16 protein-coding genes are annotated in these 17,055 nt (G+C 63.0%); 3 read left to right on the top strand and 13 right to left on the bottom strand.

All coding sequences use genetic code 11. The features are described from left to right. Positions 1-22: 22 nt before the first annotated feature. The 3 genes from AC1DD7_RS04655 to uriH are packed head-to-tail and all read right to left on the bottom strand — an operon-like array spanning position 23 to position 3,488. Positions 23-994 carry a ribokinase gene (locus AC1DD7_RS04655; RefSeq protein WP_477514008.1) on the bottom strand — a complete coding sequence of 324 codons (972 nt, stop codon included), beginning with the start codon at positions 992-994 and terminating at the stop codon, positions 23-25. Then, positions 991-2,448 (bottom strand): uridine transporter UriT, encoded by a 1,458-nt coding sequence (gene uriT, locus AC1DD7_RS04650; protein WP_477514007.1) that lies wholly within the window; start codon positions 2,446-2,448, stop codon positions 991-993. Before uriT ends, AC1DD7_RS04655 begins: the two co-directional genes overlap by 4 nt. Further along, the gene (gene uriH / locus AC1DD7_RS04645) at positions 2,448-3,488 is read right to left on the bottom strand and encodes a uridine-preferring nucleoside hydrolase UriH (protein WP_477514006.1); all 1,041 of its coding nucleotides are present in this window, start codon (positions 3,486-3,488) and stop codon (positions 2,448-2,450) included. Before uriH ends, uriT begins: the two co-directional genes overlap by 1 nt. A gap of 155 nt (positions 3,489-3,643) precedes the next feature. On the opposite strand from uriH, the gene AC1DD7_RS04640 reads away from it, so the two are divergent. After that, complete coding sequence (locus AC1DD7_RS04640) at positions 3,644-4,678, top strand: LacI family DNA-binding transcriptional regulator (protein ID WP_477514005.1); 1,035 nt, start codon at positions 3,644-3,646, stop codon at positions 4,676-4,678. Here the strand turns inward: AC1DD7_RS04640 and AC1DD7_RS04635 are convergent. Next, the gene (locus AC1DD7_RS04635; RefSeq protein WP_477514004.1) at positions 4,662-5,027 is read right to left on the bottom strand and encodes a hypothetical protein; all 366 of its coding nucleotides are present in this window, start codon (positions 5,025-5,027) and stop codon (positions 4,662-4,664) included. The genes AC1DD7_RS04640 and AC1DD7_RS04635 overlap by 17 nt on opposite strands. Before the next feature lie 41 nt (positions 5,028-5,068). Next, entirely contained in the window at positions 5,069-5,695 is a 627-nt protein-coding gene (locus AC1DD7_RS04630) for a LysE family transporter (protein ID WP_442015987.1), read from the bottom strand. A 155-nt stretch (positions 5,696-5,850) separates the two neighbouring features. On the opposite strand from AC1DD7_RS04630, the gene AC1DD7_RS04625 reads away from it, so the two are divergent. Next, on the top strand, positions 5,851-6,924 hold the full coding sequence (locus tag AC1DD7_RS04625) for a DNA polymerase IV (RefSeq protein ID WP_477514003.1): 1,074 nt from the start codon (positions 5,851-5,853) through the stop codon (positions 6,922-6,924). 23 nt (positions 6,925-6,947) lie between these two features. Here the strand turns inward: AC1DD7_RS04625 and AC1DD7_RS04620 are convergent, their stop codons facing one another. The 5 genes from AC1DD7_RS04620 to AC1DD7_RS04600 all read right to left on the bottom strand — a co-directional run bounded on the left by AC1DD7_RS04620 (position 6,948) and on the right by AC1DD7_RS04600 (position 11,422). Next, positions 6,948-7,931, bottom strand: a complete 984-nt coding sequence (locus AC1DD7_RS04620; RefSeq protein ID WP_477514002.1) for an aldo/keto reductase — start codon at positions 7,929-7,931, stop codon at positions 6,948-6,950. Positions 7,932-8,221: 290 nt separating this feature from the next. Then, entirely contained in the window at positions 8,222-9,466 is a 1,245-nt protein-coding gene (locus tag AC1DD7_RS04615) for an RNA polymerase sigma factor (protein ID WP_477514001.1), read from the bottom strand. Between the two features lies 1 nt (position 9,467). After that, positions 9,468-9,827, bottom strand: coding sequence for a YciI family protein (locus AC1DD7_RS04610; protein WP_477514000.1), 360 nt, complete (start codon positions 9,825-9,827; stop codon positions 9,468-9,470). Positions 9,828-10,052: 225 nt separating this feature from the next. After that, positions 10,053-10,868 (bottom strand): methyltransferase domain-containing protein, encoded by an 816-nt coding sequence (locus AC1DD7_RS04605; protein WP_431116851.1) that lies wholly within the window; start codon positions 10,866-10,868, stop codon positions 10,053-10,055. A 44-nt stretch (positions 10,869-10,912) separates the two neighbouring features. Further along, on the bottom strand, positions 10,913-11,422 hold the full coding sequence (locus tag AC1DD7_RS04600) for a MarR family winged helix-turn-helix transcriptional regulator (RefSeq protein WP_477513999.1): 510 nt from the start codon (positions 11,420-11,422) through the stop codon (positions 10,913-10,915). Positions 11,423-11,586: 164 nt separating this feature from the next. On the opposite strand from AC1DD7_RS04600, the gene AC1DD7_RS04595 reads away from it, so the two are divergent. Beyond that, positions 11,587-13,758 (top strand): MMPL family transporter, encoded by a 2,172-nt coding sequence (locus tag AC1DD7_RS04595; RefSeq protein ID WP_477513998.1) that lies wholly within the window; start codon positions 11,587-11,589, stop codon positions 13,756-13,758. Positions 13,759-13,778: 20 nt separating this feature from the next. Here the strand turns inward: AC1DD7_RS04595 and AC1DD7_RS04590 are convergent, their stop codons facing one another. From AC1DD7_RS04590 to AC1DD7_RS04580, 3 genes are all read right to left on the bottom strand, one after another. After that, a complete protein-coding gene (locus AC1DD7_RS04590; protein WP_477513997.1) occupies positions 13,779-16,037 on the bottom strand; it encodes a PEP/pyruvate-binding domain-containing protein in 2,259 nt (752 codons plus the stop codon). Positions 16,038-16,083: 46 nt separating this feature from the next. Next, complete coding sequence (locus tag AC1DD7_RS04585; protein WP_477514085.1) at positions 16,084-16,566, bottom strand: N-acetyltransferase family protein; 483 nt, start codon at positions 16,564-16,566, stop codon at positions 16,084-16,086. Positions 16,567-16,643: 77 nt separating this feature from the next. Then, positions 16,644-17,036, bottom strand: a complete 393-nt coding sequence (locus AC1DD7_RS04580; RefSeq protein ID WP_477513996.1) for an ArsR/SmtB family transcription factor — start codon at positions 17,034-17,036, stop codon at positions 16,644-16,646. Positions 17,037-17,055 lie beyond the last annotated feature (19 nt).

Below are 17,055 nucleotides of genomic sequence, written 5' to 3'. Positions count from 1 at the left end.
TCAGTTGGGTGGGCGGCTGGGACTAAACGCCCCGCAGGCGCTGGACGTCCGCGATGCTGGGATAGGCGGCCTGGGTGCCCTTCTTCGTGGCGGCCAACGCGGCGGCCACTGAGGCAAAGCCGGCGGCGTCGGCAAGGGAATCGCCGCCAGCAAGGCGTGCAGCAACAGCTCCCGTGAAAGCGTCGCCGGCACCGGTGGTGTCTACGGCTGAAACGCGGGTAGGGGCAATACGGGTGATCTGGTCCTGGGTACCCCGGGCCAACGAATCCAGCACAACAGACCCGTGGGCGCCCAGCGTTACCAGCACGCGCTGCAAACCCCTGTCGGCAAACTGGCTCCGTACCGGCTCCCATGCTTCGGCCTCCGCGTCGGCGTCAGGAACGTCGGCTTCGCCACCCAGGAACAGGGAGGCCTCGTGCGCATTGACCAGCAGAACGTCGCTCAACTCGGCCAGAACCTCCGGTACCTCCGCGTAAGGCGAGAGGTTCAACAAGACGGTAGCGCCGGCGTCGTGCCCTGCTTGTGCAGCGGCGATCACAGTATCGATCGCGACTTCAAGGCAGAGGCACACCACCGCAGAGTTGTTGATGGCGTCCGCTGCCGCGCGCACGTCTGCTGGCGTTAGAGTCCCGTTTGCCCCGGCCGAGATGATGATGCTGTTCTCGCCGCTGGCATCCACCGAGATGACCGCGACGCCCGTCGCGGCGTCCGAGCGTCGGACGCGGGTCACGTCCACCCCGGCGTTGGCGGTCGAGTCCAGGAGCATGCTTCCGTTGGCGTCATCGCCCACTGCACCCACCAGGCTGACCTGGGCGCCGAGCTTGCTGGCCGCCACCGCCTGATTGGCGCTCTTGCCGCCGGGGTTGACCGCGAAACCATTTCCGTGGACCGTCTCGCCGGGCTTGGGAAGGCGGTCGCAGTAGATCGTCAGATCGGCATTCAGGGAGCCGACGACGACGATCCCCGCCGTGGGTGCCCCGGCTTCTGTGCTCATTTGCTTGCCTCCACATTTGCCGCCTCTGCCTCTGCGACCTCTGCATCTAGAGGTTTCGGGATCAACAGTGAGGCGGCGAAGGCGGCAAGGGTGATGGCGAGACCCACCACCACAACGGTGAGGTACGACGCCTTTGCGTCACCCAGTGCGGACGTCGCAACGAGGACCGCGGGCAGGACCAGGAAGCTTAGGCCGGCGCCGAGGTTGAAAGCGCCCGCATTCATTCCGGGGAGGAAGCCCGGGTTGCCTTGGGGCGAGAGGACCACGCCCAGTCCGTTCAGCATGATGTTGACGGTACCGGCGTACATGATGCCCAGCAAGGCTGTGCCCACGATCATCATCGGCAGGTTGTTTAGGCCGAAGAACGCGATGATCGCCAAGGCCACGAGGCTGCCCAGCAGTCCGATCCGAAGGACCTTCGTGTAGCCGAGGACCGGGGCGAGCCTGCCGCTGATCGGGCCGAAGAGCCAACCCAGCAGTGCGTACGGCGTGAGGATCATGAGCGACATCTCGGTGGGGCCCACGCCGAAGCCGGGTTCGGCCGCCTGAACGAACGCCGGGACGATCCCATTAATGACCGCGAAGATACCGGTCATGGTCAGTGTGGTGGTCAAAAGCGGCGCCCAGGTGGAGCGCTGCCTCAGGTGCACGGTTTCCACCATGGGCTGCTTGGCGCGCTTTTCAACAGTCCAGAAAGCGAAGAACGCGACGGCTGCAACCAGGATCAGGCCAATGGCCAACGTTAGCGTCCCGGCGTCGAAGGCCGTCGCCAGTTTGGAGCCTTCGTTCAAGGCTGTCAGGAGGGCGCCTACCGCGATCACGATGAAGAACACGCCCAGCCAGTCCATGGTGGTTCCGGCAGCAGGTTTGCTCTCTCCTGCCAGGACGGCGATAAGGACCGTTGCCACAAGGGCCAGGGCAACCATGAGCCAGAAAATGCTGCGGAATCCGAAGTTCTCGGCGAAGTAGCCGCCCACGAACGAGTCGACACCAGCCACGCCACCGTTCACTGCGGTGATGAGGCCCATGAGGGTGCCGTATTTGCGCGGGTTGCTCACTGCGGAGCGGAGCATGATGAGGCAGAGGGGGACAGTGGGACCGCTGACGCCCTGGATGATGCGGCCTACGAAGAGCCACGTGACATCCGGTGCGAGTGCCGCGATGACCGAACCAACAGCCATCAGGAGCATCATGCCCACAAGGATCTTCTTGCGGCCCACGATGTCGCTGAGCCGGGGGAGGAAGAGGGAGAACAGTGCTGCGGCGGTGAAGAACCAGGTCTGGGACAGGCCGATGGTGGCTTGGTCCGTCTGGAGCTCATTGCCCATGGTGACCAAGGCGGGGCTGAGCATGGAGGCGTTGAGCTGGAAGGCAACACAGGCTGCCAGAAGGGCGACCATAAGCGCGGTGACGTTACCCCGGGTGGACTTGGTTTCTGGTACGAGGATGGACATTACTTTGCCTCTCCGGCTGCGACGTTAACCGCGGCGGTGGCGTCAGCCCCGCCGTCGAGGGTTGGTTCACCGATCCGTTCGATCGCATCGGTGACAAGATCCCAGAACTTCTTGTGATCCAGATCCACGGCCACGGACGTGTGGCAGTCCTCCGGGGCGGGTGCGCGGAAGTCGGCCACGGTCATGCCGAGGGTGAGCTTGCCCTGCAGTTCGATGTCCACGGGCACCTTGCGGATTGTCATTACGGTGGGGTCGATGACGTAGGCAACTGCGCAGGGGTCGTGGACCGGGGGGAAGTCGAACCCTTGCGCGTCCTTGTAGGTCTTCTGGAAGAAGTCCATGAGTTCCATGACGAACTTGGCCGGCTTGGTGCCGATTTTTGCTATGCGGTCCACCACCTCGTCCGTGGCCAGCGCCTGGTGCGTGAGGTCCAGGCCAACCATCACCAGCGGCCACTTTTCGTTGAAAACAATGTGTGCGGCTTCGGGGTCAATGATGATGTTGAACTCCGCCACGGCACTCCAGTTGCCCACGTGGTAGCCGCCGCCCATGAGGACAACTTCCTTGACGCGCTCAACGATTCGCGGCTCCTTGCGGGCGGCCATGGCGATGTTGGTCAGGCCCGCGGTAGGTACCAGGGTGATGGTGCCCGGTTCGTGTGCCATGACGGTTTCAATGATGAGGTCGACGGCGTGGCGCGGGTCCAGCTCGATAGCAGGCTCAGGCTGTTCCGGGCCATCCATGCCTGAATCGCCGTGGATGGTGGGGGCGGTTTTGATGGTGCGGACCAAGGGGCGGTCACAGCCGGCGGCGAACGGAACGCCGGTGATGCCAGCGATGGTGGCTACCGAGAGGGCGTTGCGCGTGACTTTTTCGAGGGTCTGGTTGCCCACCACCGTTGTCACTGCAAGCAGCTCGATGTCCGGGTTGCCGTGGGCCAGCAGCAATGCCACTGCGTCGTCATGGCCGGGGTCGCAGTCAAGAATGATCTTCTTGCGTGCTGTCATCGGATTGGGGTCCACGTTTTGTCTCCACGTCATTGGGGCCTGCCAGGTTCTAACCAAAGCAGGGCAGTAAGCATTCATGGGAATTCTGGCACTGCTTCAAGGGTTACGTCAAGCGCTTAACGTGCATCACGTTAAGCGCTTGATGCCTTGGGCCCCTGTTCACACTCCAACGACGCTACGATCGATGCATGGATACCTTGGATCGGCGGAACCCCCGCTCGCCCCGTGTAACGGCTGCGATGGTGGCCGCCCGGGCCGGGGTTTCCACTGCAACCGTTTCCTTGGTGGCCAACGGCAAGACGCAAGGACGCGTATCCGAGGACAACATTTCACGCGTCCGCTCGGCGATCGCCGAACTTGGCTATGTAGTGGACAGCATTGGGAGTTCGCTGGCTCGCGGGGTCAGCTCCATCGTCATCCTCGTGACGCCGGACGTGTCCAACCCGTTTTTCGCCAACGTGATCGCGGGCGTCCGGGAATCCCTTGGCCCGGAATACCAATTGCTGCTCTCGGTGACCGATGCCGGGGAGTCGCCGCAAGCTGAGGATGTCCGCAGATTGTTGGCACTCCGTCCGGCTGGCTTGTTGGTTGGCGCCCCCAGTGCTGAGTTTCTGGAGGACCTGTCCGCGGCAGGACCGCTTGTGCTCCTCGACGCGCCCGGCCTCGAGTCGTACGCACCATCCGTAAACCTCGACGTCGCCCAAGGCGCGCGTGAGTTGGCGCGTCACCTCGCAGCGTCCGGGCATACCCGCGCCGCCTACATGGACGGGATCACCGGCACCACCACTTTCCACCTCCGCAGGGAAGCCTTCCTTGAAGAAGCAGCCACCTGCGGGCTTTTGGTTGCCGAGGGGCATGTCATCAGCACCGCGATCGACGTCGGTGCTGCCGCTGCCGCGTTCGCCGGCGCCTGGCCGGCGTGGCAGCGCGAGGGGGTGACCGCCGTCGTCTGCGGTACCGATACCCATGCCTATGGCGTGCTGCAGGAAGCGCGTGTGGCAGGCGTCCGGATTCCTGCCGAACTGGCTGTGGCTGGCTTCGATGACCTCCCGTATTCAGCCACCAGCAATCCGAGCCTCACGAGCGTGCACCTGCCGGCCACCCCGCTTGGACGAAGGGCCGGAGAGCAACTCCGCGGGCTCATGGAAGGCCGGGATTTGGAGGAGCCGCACGTGACGCTGGAGAGCTCGCTGGTGATTCGAGGGTCTACGACGCTGGGTTAGGCAATAGCGGGCGGAGCTGGTCCTCGGTGACGGGCAGAGACACCGTGAAATAGACCTGGGGCGCCGTCATATCGCCCCAATCTTCCTTTTTCACTCGCACCACAGATGGAGTGACTTCGGCTATTCGGACCCTCAGCCAGTCGCCGTCGTCGAGCCGTAATTCGTGCGGGTCAGCGAGGTAGCGCAGCCCCAAATCATCGAGAATTTCTTCAGCGCTCAACCAGTCCACAACGTCGGTCCGCGGACGGCCCAATAAGTCCATGGCGACGAAGCCATCATTGACGGGCTTCACCCATCCAACGTGCTCGCCGTCCTCCGCGCGTCGGTGTTCGATCCAGTCCGGTCCCATGCCCTTGACGGTAGCACCGCATCCGCTTGGGGTCGTTCTGGCTAGTGGATGACGGCGAGCAAGATGCCCACGAGGACGAACAGGCAGCCGAAGACACGGTTGAGGACCTTCTGGCCGCGCTCATCATGGGTGAACCGCTGGAAAGAACGTGCTGCCAAAGCGAAGAAGAACCACATGACCATGATGTCGATGAACAGAATCGTGGCGGTTAGCACTGCGTATTGCTGAAGCAGCGGCTGCTCCGGCCTGATGAACTGAGGCATGAAGGCAAGGAAGAACACAATTGCCTTGGGATTCAGCAGGTTCACCCAAATGCCGCGTTGGAACATGGACAGCCCGGACTCGTTCTTGCGGCTGTCGACTTGCTCTTTGTCCAGGTCGGGCTTGTGCAGGAACTGCCGGATGCCCAGGTATACGAGGTAAGCCGCGCCCGCGTACCGGATGATGTTGAAGATCACAGGCGAGTTGGAAACCAGCACGCCAACGCCCAGGGCCACGATGACGATGTGGATAACCAAGGCCAATTGCTGGCCGAGTATGCCCCAGATGGAGCGACGGAATCCGGAATTGAGCGAGTTGCTCATCGTGAAAATGGCACCGGCGCCGGGAGTGAAACTGATCAGGGTGCCGGCACCAACCAGGGCCAGCCAAAGTGAAAACTGCACCATGTCAGCTTATGCGGATGAGACGGGTGCCCGGGACGCGTTGGGTCCTGACCTTGTTTGGCCGCCCAGACATCCGATTGAAGCCCAAATGGGTTGATTTCCGGGCACGCTGAGCCCAAAGAGGGTCAGGAGGCCACGGCTTAGGGCAAACTGGTGCCGTGAGCGGAATCCCGTGGGTACTGCACGTTGACCTCGACCAGTTCATTGCGGCTGTCGAGGTCCTCCGACGCCCCGAGCTTGCGGGAAAACCGATCATTGTGGGTGGCCGCGGGGATCCGACGGAACGTGCTGTGGTGTCCACGGCCTCATATGAAGCCAGGGCGTTCGGCGTCGGTTCTGGAATGCCACTGCGAATAGCGGCCCGGAAAGTGCCGGACGCCGTGATTCTTCCCGTCGACCAGGAGGCTTACCTGGCGGCCTCGGACGTGGTGATGTCCACCCTGCGGGAGCAACCGGGTGCCAAGGTTCAGGTGCTCGGTTGGGATGAGGCCTTTGTAGGCATCGAGACCGAGGCTCCGGAAGCATATGCCCGGCAGATCCAAGCTGCCGTCCTGGAGCAAACCCGGTTGCACTGCAGCGTGGGCATCGGCGACACGTTGGTCCGCGCAAAGAATGCGACAGATTTTGGCAAACCAGCGGGCATCTTTCGGTTGACCAAAGAGAACTGGCTCACGGTCATGGGGAGCAGGCCCACCAGGGAGCTGTGGGGCGTTGGACCCAAGGTGTCTGCCCGGCTGGCCAAACTTGGGATCACCACAGTCGCCGAGCTCGCCGCGTCCGATCCCCAGGACTTGGTCCCGGAGTTCGGCCCCAAGATGGGCCCTTGGTATGCGCAGCTCGGACGAGGCGAGGGCGCCAACGAAGTGGACGATACTCCGTGGGTTGCCCGGGCACACGGCCGCGAGACCACGTTCCAGCAGGACCTCACGGAACCCTCCCAGATCAGCGACGCCATCAAGGAGCTGACGGCGCGCGTCCTCGAAGACGTGGCAGCCGAGGGGCGGCCGGTGGTGGGGCTGACCCTCAAGGTCCGGTACGCCCCGTTCTTCACCAAGACCTACGCAAGGAAGATTCCTGAGACCTTCGACCGGGACGAAGTCCTCGCGCAAGCCTTGGACGTCACGGCACGGATCGAGCCGGACCGTCCCATCCGGCTTCTGGGATTACGCGCCGAAATGTCGATGCCCGATGACGCCCGAAAGGGACACACGCCCACCCGCAGCGGGTGGTGACATGCCCGAGGGCGGTGGACCGGCTACCAGCGCGGGTGGATCGCTTCGCGGAAATACCGATCATAGATGTCCCGGACCCCGGCGGTGAGACCTGCCCCGACGTCCTGCATGGCTCCCGCCTCAGCGTTCGCATGTGCTTGGACTGACGAACGAGCACCGGGAATGACCGTGCTGACACCGTCCCGGGCGATCACCCAGGCGAGGGCCGCCTGGGCGGTGCTGACGCCGTCGGGCACTAACGCGCTGAACTCCTGTGCGGCTTTTACACCGGTGGCGAAATCGACGCCCGAGAAGGTCTCGCCGACGTCGAATGAGGAGCCGTCGCGGTTGTAGTTGCGGTGGTCGTTCTCCGCGAACTCGGTTTCCGGCGTGTACTTTCCGGACAGCAGCCCGGAGGCCAGCGGCACTCTGGCGATGATGCCGACTCCTGCCTGCTTTGCTGCGGGGAGAACTTCATCGAGCGGCTTCAGCCGGAAGGCGTTCAGGATGATCTGAACGGACGCCGTATTCCCGCGGTTGATGGCTTCAAGGGCTTCGTCAGTCCGCTCGACGCTGACGCCGTAGTTGCGGATCGCACCTTCGCTGACAAGGGTGTCCAGTGCGTCGTACACCTCATCCCGCGTGTAGACGGCGGAGGGCGGGCAATGAAGTTGGACGAGATCCAGTGTGTCCTGCTGCAGGTTCAGCCGCGAACGGTCAGTCCACGCCCGGAAGTTGGCGAGGGTGTAGTTTTCGGGCACTTGGTCCACGCGCCGGCCCATCTTGGTGGCAACCATCAGGTCCAGCCCGGGATTGGCGCGCAAGAAGCGTCCGATCAGCTGCTCGCTTCGGCCATCGCCGTAGACGTCTGCGGTGTCGAAGAAAGTGACGCCGCCGTCAACCGAGGCCTCCAGGACGGCAACTGCGTCTTCCTCGGTGACGTCGCCCCAGTCCGCTCCGAGCTGCCACGTGCCTAGTCCGACAGTGGACACTGACCGGCCGGTATTACCAAGTATGCGTTGTTCCATGGATTCGACTATATGGCCCCGATGCAGATGCCGGGCCTGGTTCTACAGTCGTGGGGCGACCGGCCGGTGAGCTAAGGGTGCAACCGGAGGTTGCTCAATGATCGCTCCTTCGGTATTGGGTTCGTAGATGTCTTTGTCTGGGGACATCTTTGGTTCTCTATTCGAGCCAAACCTAAGACGAAGGCCCGACATTATGGAGCGGTAGTTGCGTCGTGACCCTCTTTGGAGACACTTCGGGCCAAATGAAACCCATATGGGTTGATAATGTCGGCCTGTGGGACCAAAGAGGGTCAGGAACCCCCCGACGCGTCCATTCGTGCCACTTTCCCCATCAAGTACCGCCGCTCCTGCAGGCTGCCTGTCTTTTTGGCGGCGGCGAGGTAAGCGGCACGCGCTTCCCCGTACGAGCCTGCCATTTCATGCAGGTGGCCCCGCACCGCATCCAGGCGGTGCGACCTACCGATCGCCGAATCCAGCCCGGCGAGCAGCTCAAGCCCGGCGGCTGGCCCACTCACCATGGCCACAACCACAGCACGATTCAGCGTCACCACGGGACTTGGCGCTACGGCTTCAAGGACCGTGTACAAGGCGAGAATCTGCGGCCAGTCCGTTTCGGCATCAGACGGAGCCTCCGCATGAACGGCCGCGATCGCGGCTTGGAGTTGGTACGGCCCAGCTGCCCCGCGTCCGAGCACGGAAGATAGCAGTGCAATGCCTTCCTCTATCTGCCCACGGTTCCACAGAGCCCGGTCCTGTTCGGACAGCGGCACGGGCATTCCGTCAGCCAGGGTCCGTGCGGCACGGCGGGAGTCCGTCAGCAACATCAGCGCCAGCAAACCGGTGGCCTCGAACTCGCCCGGCGCCGCGCTCACCAGCAGGCGCGTCAAGCGGATCGCTTCGGTGGTGAGGTCTTCGCGTTGCAGTGAGTCGCCCGAGCTTGCCGCGTAGCCTTCGTTGAAGATCAGGTACAGGACGTGAAGTACGACGCCGAGCCTCGCCTTGCGCTCGGACTCCGGCGGCATGTCGAAGCGGGGGCCTGCCTTCTGGATCCCTTGTTTCGCACGGCTGATGCGCTGGCCCATGGTCGCCTCGGGGACGAGGAAAGCAGAGGCGATTTCCGCCGTCGTGAGTCCTCCTACGGCCCGGAGCGTCAAGGCGAGTTGCGAGGGTGCACTGATGGAGGGGTGGCAACACAGGAACATCAGGGTCAGGGTGTCGTCGGCTTCAGACGCGGTGGCGTCTTGGAAGCTGACCTCCATTGCGGCGACGCGTTCCTCCCGGGCGCGGCGCGCGCTTTCACTGCGCCACACATCAACCAGCCGGCGCGATGCGACAGCCAGCAGCCATCCTTTGGGATTTGCAGGCAGCCCGGATGGCCATTGGAGTGCGGCCTCAATCAGGGCTTCCTGCACGGCATCCTCGCACGCGTCGAACCGTCCGTGATTGCGTGCCAGCACGCCGAGGACCTGCGGCGCCAAGGTGCGCAGCAGGTCCTCGATGTCGCGTGGAGGAACCTCGCGTGGGAGAACGGCCAAACTAGACCTCCGGGGGGCCGTTCGGGATAGCGCGGAGCTCCACCACCTGCGAGTACTTGACGATGCTCGAGCAGATTTCAACGGCACGTTCCTCGCTGGCCACGTCCACTACCCAGTACCCGATCAGCGACTCCTTCGACTCGGCATACGGGCCGTCCGTGGTGATGACGCCGTCCGGGGTCTGCTTGACGAGCTTCGCGGTGCTGCCATCAGCCAGCCCTGCGTTAAAGACGAGTTCACCGGAGTCGCGGAGGTCCTTGTCGATCTGGATCATGAACCCGATCATTTCCTTGATCCACTCCGGATCGGCGGTTTCCATCATGCCCTCGGCGGACCCGAACATCATGATCATGTATTTCATCTCAAACTCCTTATGAAGTGGCGTCCTGTTTGGGTGCCTTCACTCATGGGTCGGAACTGCGGGACGCTTTTCTACATGGTTCGGCAAAGTTTTTTGGGAAAGTTCCTTCCTGACCTGTTTTGGTGACACCGCGGCATTTATGAGACCTGAAGAGGTTGATTTCAGGCCTGACTCGTGTCGAACAAGGTCAGGAAGCCACGCCCAACCTAGGAAGCCACGCCCAACCTAGGCCCGGGCGATCACCTCGCCGTTGGGAATGAGGAAGTAGCCATCGTCCGTGGCTCCCCAGCGGTGCCAGCCCGCAGCGATCCGGGCGAGGTCGGCCTCATTGGCGAACCCGTATTCGAGGGCTTGCTCGGCAAAAGCGGAGTGGAGGACGCGTTCGCTCCACACCCGGGACTGCCATGCCCGCTGTTGGGCTGTGGCATAGAGCCAGTTGCTGCTGCTGGGCGCCACCTGGGCAAATCCTGCCTGCTGTGCCCACGACACCAATCGACGGCCGGCATCCGGTTCGGCACCGTTGCGCCGTGCGATCTTCTGGTAGAGCTCCATCCAGTCATCGAGCTCGGGGACTTCCGGGTACCAGCTCATGCCGTGGAAATCGGCGTCGCGGACGGCCACGATCGCACCCGGTTTTGCCACGCGGCGCATCTCACGCAGCGCGGCGACGGGATCGGTGAGGTGCTGGAGGACTTGATGGGCGTGGACGAGGTCGAAGGTCTCGTCCTCAAACTCGAGATCGTAGATGTTGCCGGTTCGGAACTCCACGTTGTCTACGCCACGGTCCTTTGCCAGTTCCGTTGCCTGGGCGACGATGTCCGCCGAGCGATCCAAGCCGATGACCTGCGCGGGTGCAACCAGCCCCGCGAAATCGCACGTGATGCTGCCCGGTCCGCACCCGACGTCGAGGACCGACGTCCCCGGGGTGAGATGCGGAATGACAAACGCGGCCGAATTCTCGGCCGTCCGCGAGGCATGGGCCCGGACAACCGACTCGTGGTGCCCGTGGGTGTAAACATCTTCAGGCTGCTGCGCGTTCATAGGGAAACGCTACAACTTCGCCGGGGGATTTCGGCGGAATGCGGTTAGTTGCCGTTCTCCGCGGTTTCCGTGCGGGCCGCTACGGTGGCCTCGATCATGTCTGTCATGAAGCGTCGGACAACGTCCAGTTCGTCAGCGTTGTACGCGCCCATGGCCTGGCCCATACGGATAGCCAGCGGCATGAACATGGCACTTCCATCCTTGTAGGCCTTTGGAGTCATAACCAACTGGATCTGGCGCCGGTCCGTGCCGACACGTTCGCGCACTACGTGTCCCGACGCGTGAAGCCGGTCCACCAACGCGGTAGTGGCGGGCGAACTCAGGCGTAGTTCGTTGCGCAGGACGCCAGGTGTAACAACACGACCCGCGGCAGAATGTCGCATGATCACTGCAAGGGCGTTGAGATCCGTCCGGTGCATGTCGTTCCGGCCGCCGGCAGCGTCTACATAGTGGTTGGCTTCCAGAGTGAAGTCCTGAAGGAGCCGCACCAAGTCCTGGGGTGCCGCTGTTTCCGGGCGTTCGCCACCGGGCTGCGGACCTGAAACTTCAGCCATCCTGCCCTCCCACCTGCGTTCGACCGTGATTAGTGCCCTGTCGGATATTACTCCCAGCCCAACAGGAACCCGGCATCAGTAAATGGTTCACTCTTGGAATAGTTCCATCGTAGAGATATTCTGTGGTGGAATAAAGACTTCCCCACGTCTCGGAAGAAGGACACATGAACCCGCAGAAGGTACCTTTCTGGCTTCGATGGCTGGTGCCCGTGGCGCTTGTCATCATGTGGCTTGGCATTGCCGGCATTGGCGGCCCAACGTTCGGGCGGTTGGACGAGGTCTCCTCCAATGACCAAGCTTCGTTCCTCCCGGCAGGCGCCGAAGCGACGGAAGCAGGCAACTGGCAGGCGAAGTTCCGGGATTCCAAGGAGATCCCTGCAGTGGTCATCGTTGAGAACGGGACCGCCTTCACCCCGGCTCAGCTCGGCGAAGCAGCCCAACTGAAAGCTGACATTCAGGCACTCAAACTGGGGGACGCCGTCGTCGGGCCTCTTCCCTCAGAGGACGGCAAAGCGGTCCAGTTCATTGTGCCAATAGCATCTTCGGATGAGCTGCGTGACAAGATCCAGGAGCTCCGAGACGTTGTTCAGCCGGGTGCCCCGGAGGGAATGCGAGCGTTTGTCACGGGTCCCGCGGGCCTGACCGCTGATCTGGTGAACGCGTTCGGCGGCATCGACGGAATCCTCCTCCTCGTCGCGCTTGGCGCCGTGTTTGTCATTCTGCTGCTCGTGTACCGCTCACTCGTGCTGCCTCTGGCGGTCCTCCTAACATCGGTTTTTGCGCTTTGCGCAGCCATTCTCCTGGTGTTCGCGATGGCCAAACTGGGCTGGATCCAGCTGAACGGCCAGAGCCAAGGCATCCTGTCCATCCTGGTGATTGGTGCGGCCACCGACTATGCGCTGCTATATGTGGCCCGGTTCCGCGAGGCCCTGACCCACACAACCAACCGTACGAGGGCAGTGCTCGCGGCATGGAAGGCCTCCTTCGAGCCGATCCTCGCGTCGGGCGCGACCGTCATCATCGCCCTGCTTTGCCTGCTCTTCTCCGATCTGAACTCCAACAAGGCGCTGGGCCCTGTGGCAGCTGCCGGAATCCTTTGTTCGCTCTTCGCCGCGCTTACCCTCCTCCCGGCGCTCATGGCCCTGCTGGGCCGCGCCGCCTTCTGGCCTTTCCGTCCCAAGCTCCTGCCCGACGACGAACGCGAACCCGAGCTGGTTACTGGACTTGAAGGGCAAAAGGGTCTGTGGCGCGCAACTGCTTTCCTGGTTTCCCGCCGGCCGCGCGCCGTATGGGTGGCTTCGGTCCTGCTGCTCCTGGTGGCCTCGGCAGGAGTCCTGCAATTGAAGGCCAACGGTGTCCCCCAAACGGACGTCATCCTCTCGGCCTCCGACGCCGTGGACGGCCAGGACGCGCTGGCGCGGCATTTCGACGCCGGCAGCGGCAGCCCCGCCGTCGTGGTCGCTTCCGAAGATGCCGCGCAGGAAGTGCTGGACAAGCTCAAAGCGGCCGACGGCGTGGGGGACGCCTATCTCCTGGCTGACGGAAATGTGCCCATCACCGGCGCTCCGGGCACTTCGGCCGATCCCGCCGTCCGTGAGGGCAAGGTGCTGATCAATGCGACGCTCGACTCTGCTGCCGACTCGATTCAAGCTGAAGAAACAGTTAAGTCCTTGCGGGTGGCCGTCAAAGAGGCCGACGCCGACGCCTTGGTCGGCGGGGTTACTGCCACTGCGCTGGACACCAACACCACCGCGCAGCGCGACTTGGTGGTCATCATCCCCATCGTCCTGGTGGTCATCCTCTTCATCCTGATGCTCTTGCTGCGCTCCGTTGTGGCGCCTGTGCTGCTGGTGTTGTCCGTGGTCCTGTCCTATGCGGCAGCAATGGGCGTCTCGGCCTGGGTCTTCAACGGCGTCTTCGGATTCTCAGGAGCCGATGCCACGGTTCCCCTCTTCGGGTTCGTCTTCCTGGTGGCATTGGGTGTGGACTACAACATCTTCCTGATGAGCAGGGTGCGCGAGGAATCGTTGAAGCACGGGACACGGCCTGGAATCCTGCGTGGTTTGGGCGTTACAGGTGGAGTAATTACGTCCGCGGGTGTTGTGTTGGCTGCAACCTTTGCCGCCCTCGGAGTCATTCCCATCATGTTCCTGGTGCAGTTGGCGTTCATCGTGGCCTTCGGGGTGCTGCTGGATACAATTCTGGTCCGCTCTCTTTTGGTGCCCGCACTCGCGTACGACATCGGACACCGGATTTGGTGGCCAGGGAAGCCAGGCCGCCGGGCTGATGCAGTGGAGCGTCCTCGTGAGGAGGAGCGAACGGCGGTGGGGCGGTAGTTCGTCATTCGGCCAGTTCCTCATTCGGCGGCGACGACGTAGCCCGCGCCTCCGTCCACGGTGACTCGTTGGCCCGTCCTGAGCAATCGGGTTGCGTTGCCGGTACCCACGACTGCGGGTATGCCGTACTCCCGGGCAACCAGCGATGCGTGGGCGGCGAGGGTTCCGCCGTCGGTGACCACCGCGGCGGCCCGAGCGAAAAGGGGCGTCCAGGCGGGTGCGGTTGATCGCGCTACGAGTATCTCGCCGTCGAGGAAGCTGTCGAATTCCTCCAGGCCTTGCATGATCCGCACCCTGCCCGTGGCGCGTCCAGTGCTGGCCGGGTGGCCGACAATTGCACCCGCGGGAACCTCATGGGTTGTCCTGGCTGCCTCAACTGCGCTCGCCACGGGATCAGCTCCAAACCTGCCGGGTTCGCCAATGATGAGTGGTGCGTCCAGACGCCGTTCCATCTGCCATGTTGCACGGCGGTTTCCTACTAGCTCCCTTTGGTCCGGAGAGGCGTTCATCACCTCACTCAGGTGGAGGAAATGGATGTCCTGCGGGTCCTCGATGGCCCCTGCGGCAGCAAGGTTTTCTCCCAACCGTTTGGCGCAACGGCGCAAGACCGGCCATCCCAGGGTGAGGTAAAGGGACTGTTCTTCCCGAAGGGCGGCGTAGTACTGGGCCATCGTTAGGAGGGAATCAAAGCGGGTGAGGGCCCTGGGACTATCAAGCAGCACTTCCCTGGCCGCGGCTTCGGCTGCCTTTCGTTGTGCGTCAAGCGCATCCTTGCCTGCGGTGGTTGAATCCGCTTCTTGGCTACGGATGCCGGCCTCGCCGTAGGTCGGGTGGTACCAGTCGAGGGAGTAGACGGCCGATTCCGATGGTGTCGCAGTGCTGCCGCTAAGGCCGCTGCTGCTGGTGAGGCCGCGGAGGAGTGTCTGATGGCCGAGCAGCCCTGCGGGTTTGTCGCTCAGGGGAGCGGCTAGGTGCTTTTGCCAGAACCTGGCCAGGGCCGCTTCGATTTTCCAAGCAGATCCGCCCACCACGGCCAGTGACCAGAGGTAGATTCCCGCCTGCTGGGCGATGGCATTCACAAGCTCGATGAGCCTTGCCGGGGATGCGGTGTCCGCTTCCTGCTCGGCACTGCGCACGAGTTCCCGATAGTCGGGCAGCAGCTGGTGTCGCCATTTCAGTTCCAGCCCATGGAGAACAGCGCGGTGTGCCGCAGCCGGATTGCGGGAGACCCGGAGAAGGACGTTGAAAAGGAACCACGGCAGACGACCACGGCTTCGAACTATCAAAGGCGCCACAATCCTTGGGGACGGAATTGGCGGGGCGTTGTAGTACCAGCCGTTGACGGAGCCGTAACGAAACGGCACCCGCACCTGAATATCGTCCTCCATGCCGTCGAGATACCCGGCCTCGATCCGGGGCAGAAGCCAGTCCTCGAACAGCGGCGTCATGGGATCTGGAAGCCATTCACCGAGCCTGAAGTTCCGTGCCCATAGGCCTTCGCCCGGAGCTGTCCAAACTACTGGCGTGGGAAGCGCTGTCATCGGGCGGGCCTGAAGGAGGAATAGCGCACCGTCATGGTCCAACGCCCACTCGATGTCTTGCGGCACTCGCGCTCGTTCGTGGATCCGGCGGGCTAGCCCCGCTACTTGCCGTGCTTGGTCCGAGGTGAGGATGGTGCCGTCCCTGTTGCACGTGGCGTCGCTGGCGCGGACTGTCCATTGCTCTCCGACTGCTTCACCGGATACCAGCGACTCCCCAAGACCCGCGACGGCAGTGACAATGGTTTCGTCGAGGTCGCCGGTCAGTGGGTTGGCAGTAAAGGCAACGCCGGCGGCATGCGGCTGGACCATCTGTTGAACGAGTACCGCCATGGAAGGGCTTGCCGCATCACCGCGCGCCGCTGCCCCGAGAGCAGTCTCATACGCTGCAACCCTATGCTCCGCAGCCGAAGCCAAGCATTGCCTGACAGCCTGCTCAAGGTCAACCCGCTCAACGTTCAGCAAGGTTTCGTAGAGACCAGCATAGGAAGCACCGGCGAGGTCCTCGGCGGCGGAAGAGGACCTGACAGCGTACGGCCCCGGACCTATCCTGCCGGCAGCAACTTTCAGAGCTCCCGCGAGGTTGTTGCCGAGTTGCCCGACCACCTCCGACGTGACGACGAACCCCGCTGGCACCTTGAAACCCTCTGCCGTGAGCTCTGAAAGAGTGGCTGCTTTGCTGCCCAACACCGCCCGGTCTGCGCTCGCAGAGCCAAGCTGCGGAAACTCGCTTATAGCCATGGCTCTCCCTTTTCGCAGACACTTCCGGTTTCAGACAGTGGCGGTTTCAGACAGTCGCGGAGCGTCTTTCGATCATTATGGTGTCGCGCCATTGTCCCGCGAGTGGGCCAAGAGGCATTCGTGCGATTCGATTCCGTCGGCCGACAACCGTAAAGCCCTCCGCGACGTGCAGCCGGAGGCTCGCTTCATTCTCGGGAAAGACGCTGGCCTGGATCGTCCAGATTCCTGCTTCTTCCGTGGATGTGATCAGGGCGCGGAGAAGGGCCTTGCCTACACCTAAACCACGGGCTTCCCCGGCCACATAAATGGAATGCTCCACGACGCCCGCATACGCTGCACGCGAGGAGATGGCTGATACGGCTGCCCAACCGAGGATCCGGCCTTCTGCTTCCGCGACCAGCCGGTGATCCTTGAGCCTTGTAGCGTCGAATTGCTCCCACTCAGGAGCAGCGGGCTCGAACGTGGCGTTCCCGGACTCGATGCCTTCAGTGAAGATCTCCCGGACCACCGGCCAATCGGGCGGGGTCATTTTGCGGATCCGGACCTCGCTGTTGCGCATTGACGGGATGTTGGGTGTCGTCTCCCTTGCCCCTGTTGTCTCGCTTCTCACAGGGTCTCCAGCAGGCCGGAAGTCCGCTCAATGGCACCCGGGACCAAGGAGTAGTACGCCCATGTGCCCCGCTTTTCGCGGTGCAGAAGGCCGGCATCCACCAAGATCTTCAAATGATGTGAGACCGTCGGCTGGCCGAGGTCCAGGGGCTCGGTGAGATCGCAGACGCACGCTTCGCCGCCGTGTGCGCTTTTGACGATGGACAACAGGCGGAGCCGGTTGGGATCAGCGAGTGCCTTAAACACAGAGGCGCGGACCTGGGCTTCATAAGCATCGAGGGAGGGCTGGGCTGAAGGCTCGCAGCAAGCTTCATCGCCAGTACTTGCCGGCCTATCCACAGCTGGGAGTTCGTCCGCGTGTAGCAGCTGAAGGGTTTGCGGGGAGTCCATACACCCATTATGCACATAG

This window comes from Paenarthrobacter sp. 10L412, from assembly GCF_056395565.1.
The sequence above is the reverse complement of the archived record's forward strand: the minus strand, read 5'-3'. Positions and strand labels throughout refer to the sequence as shown.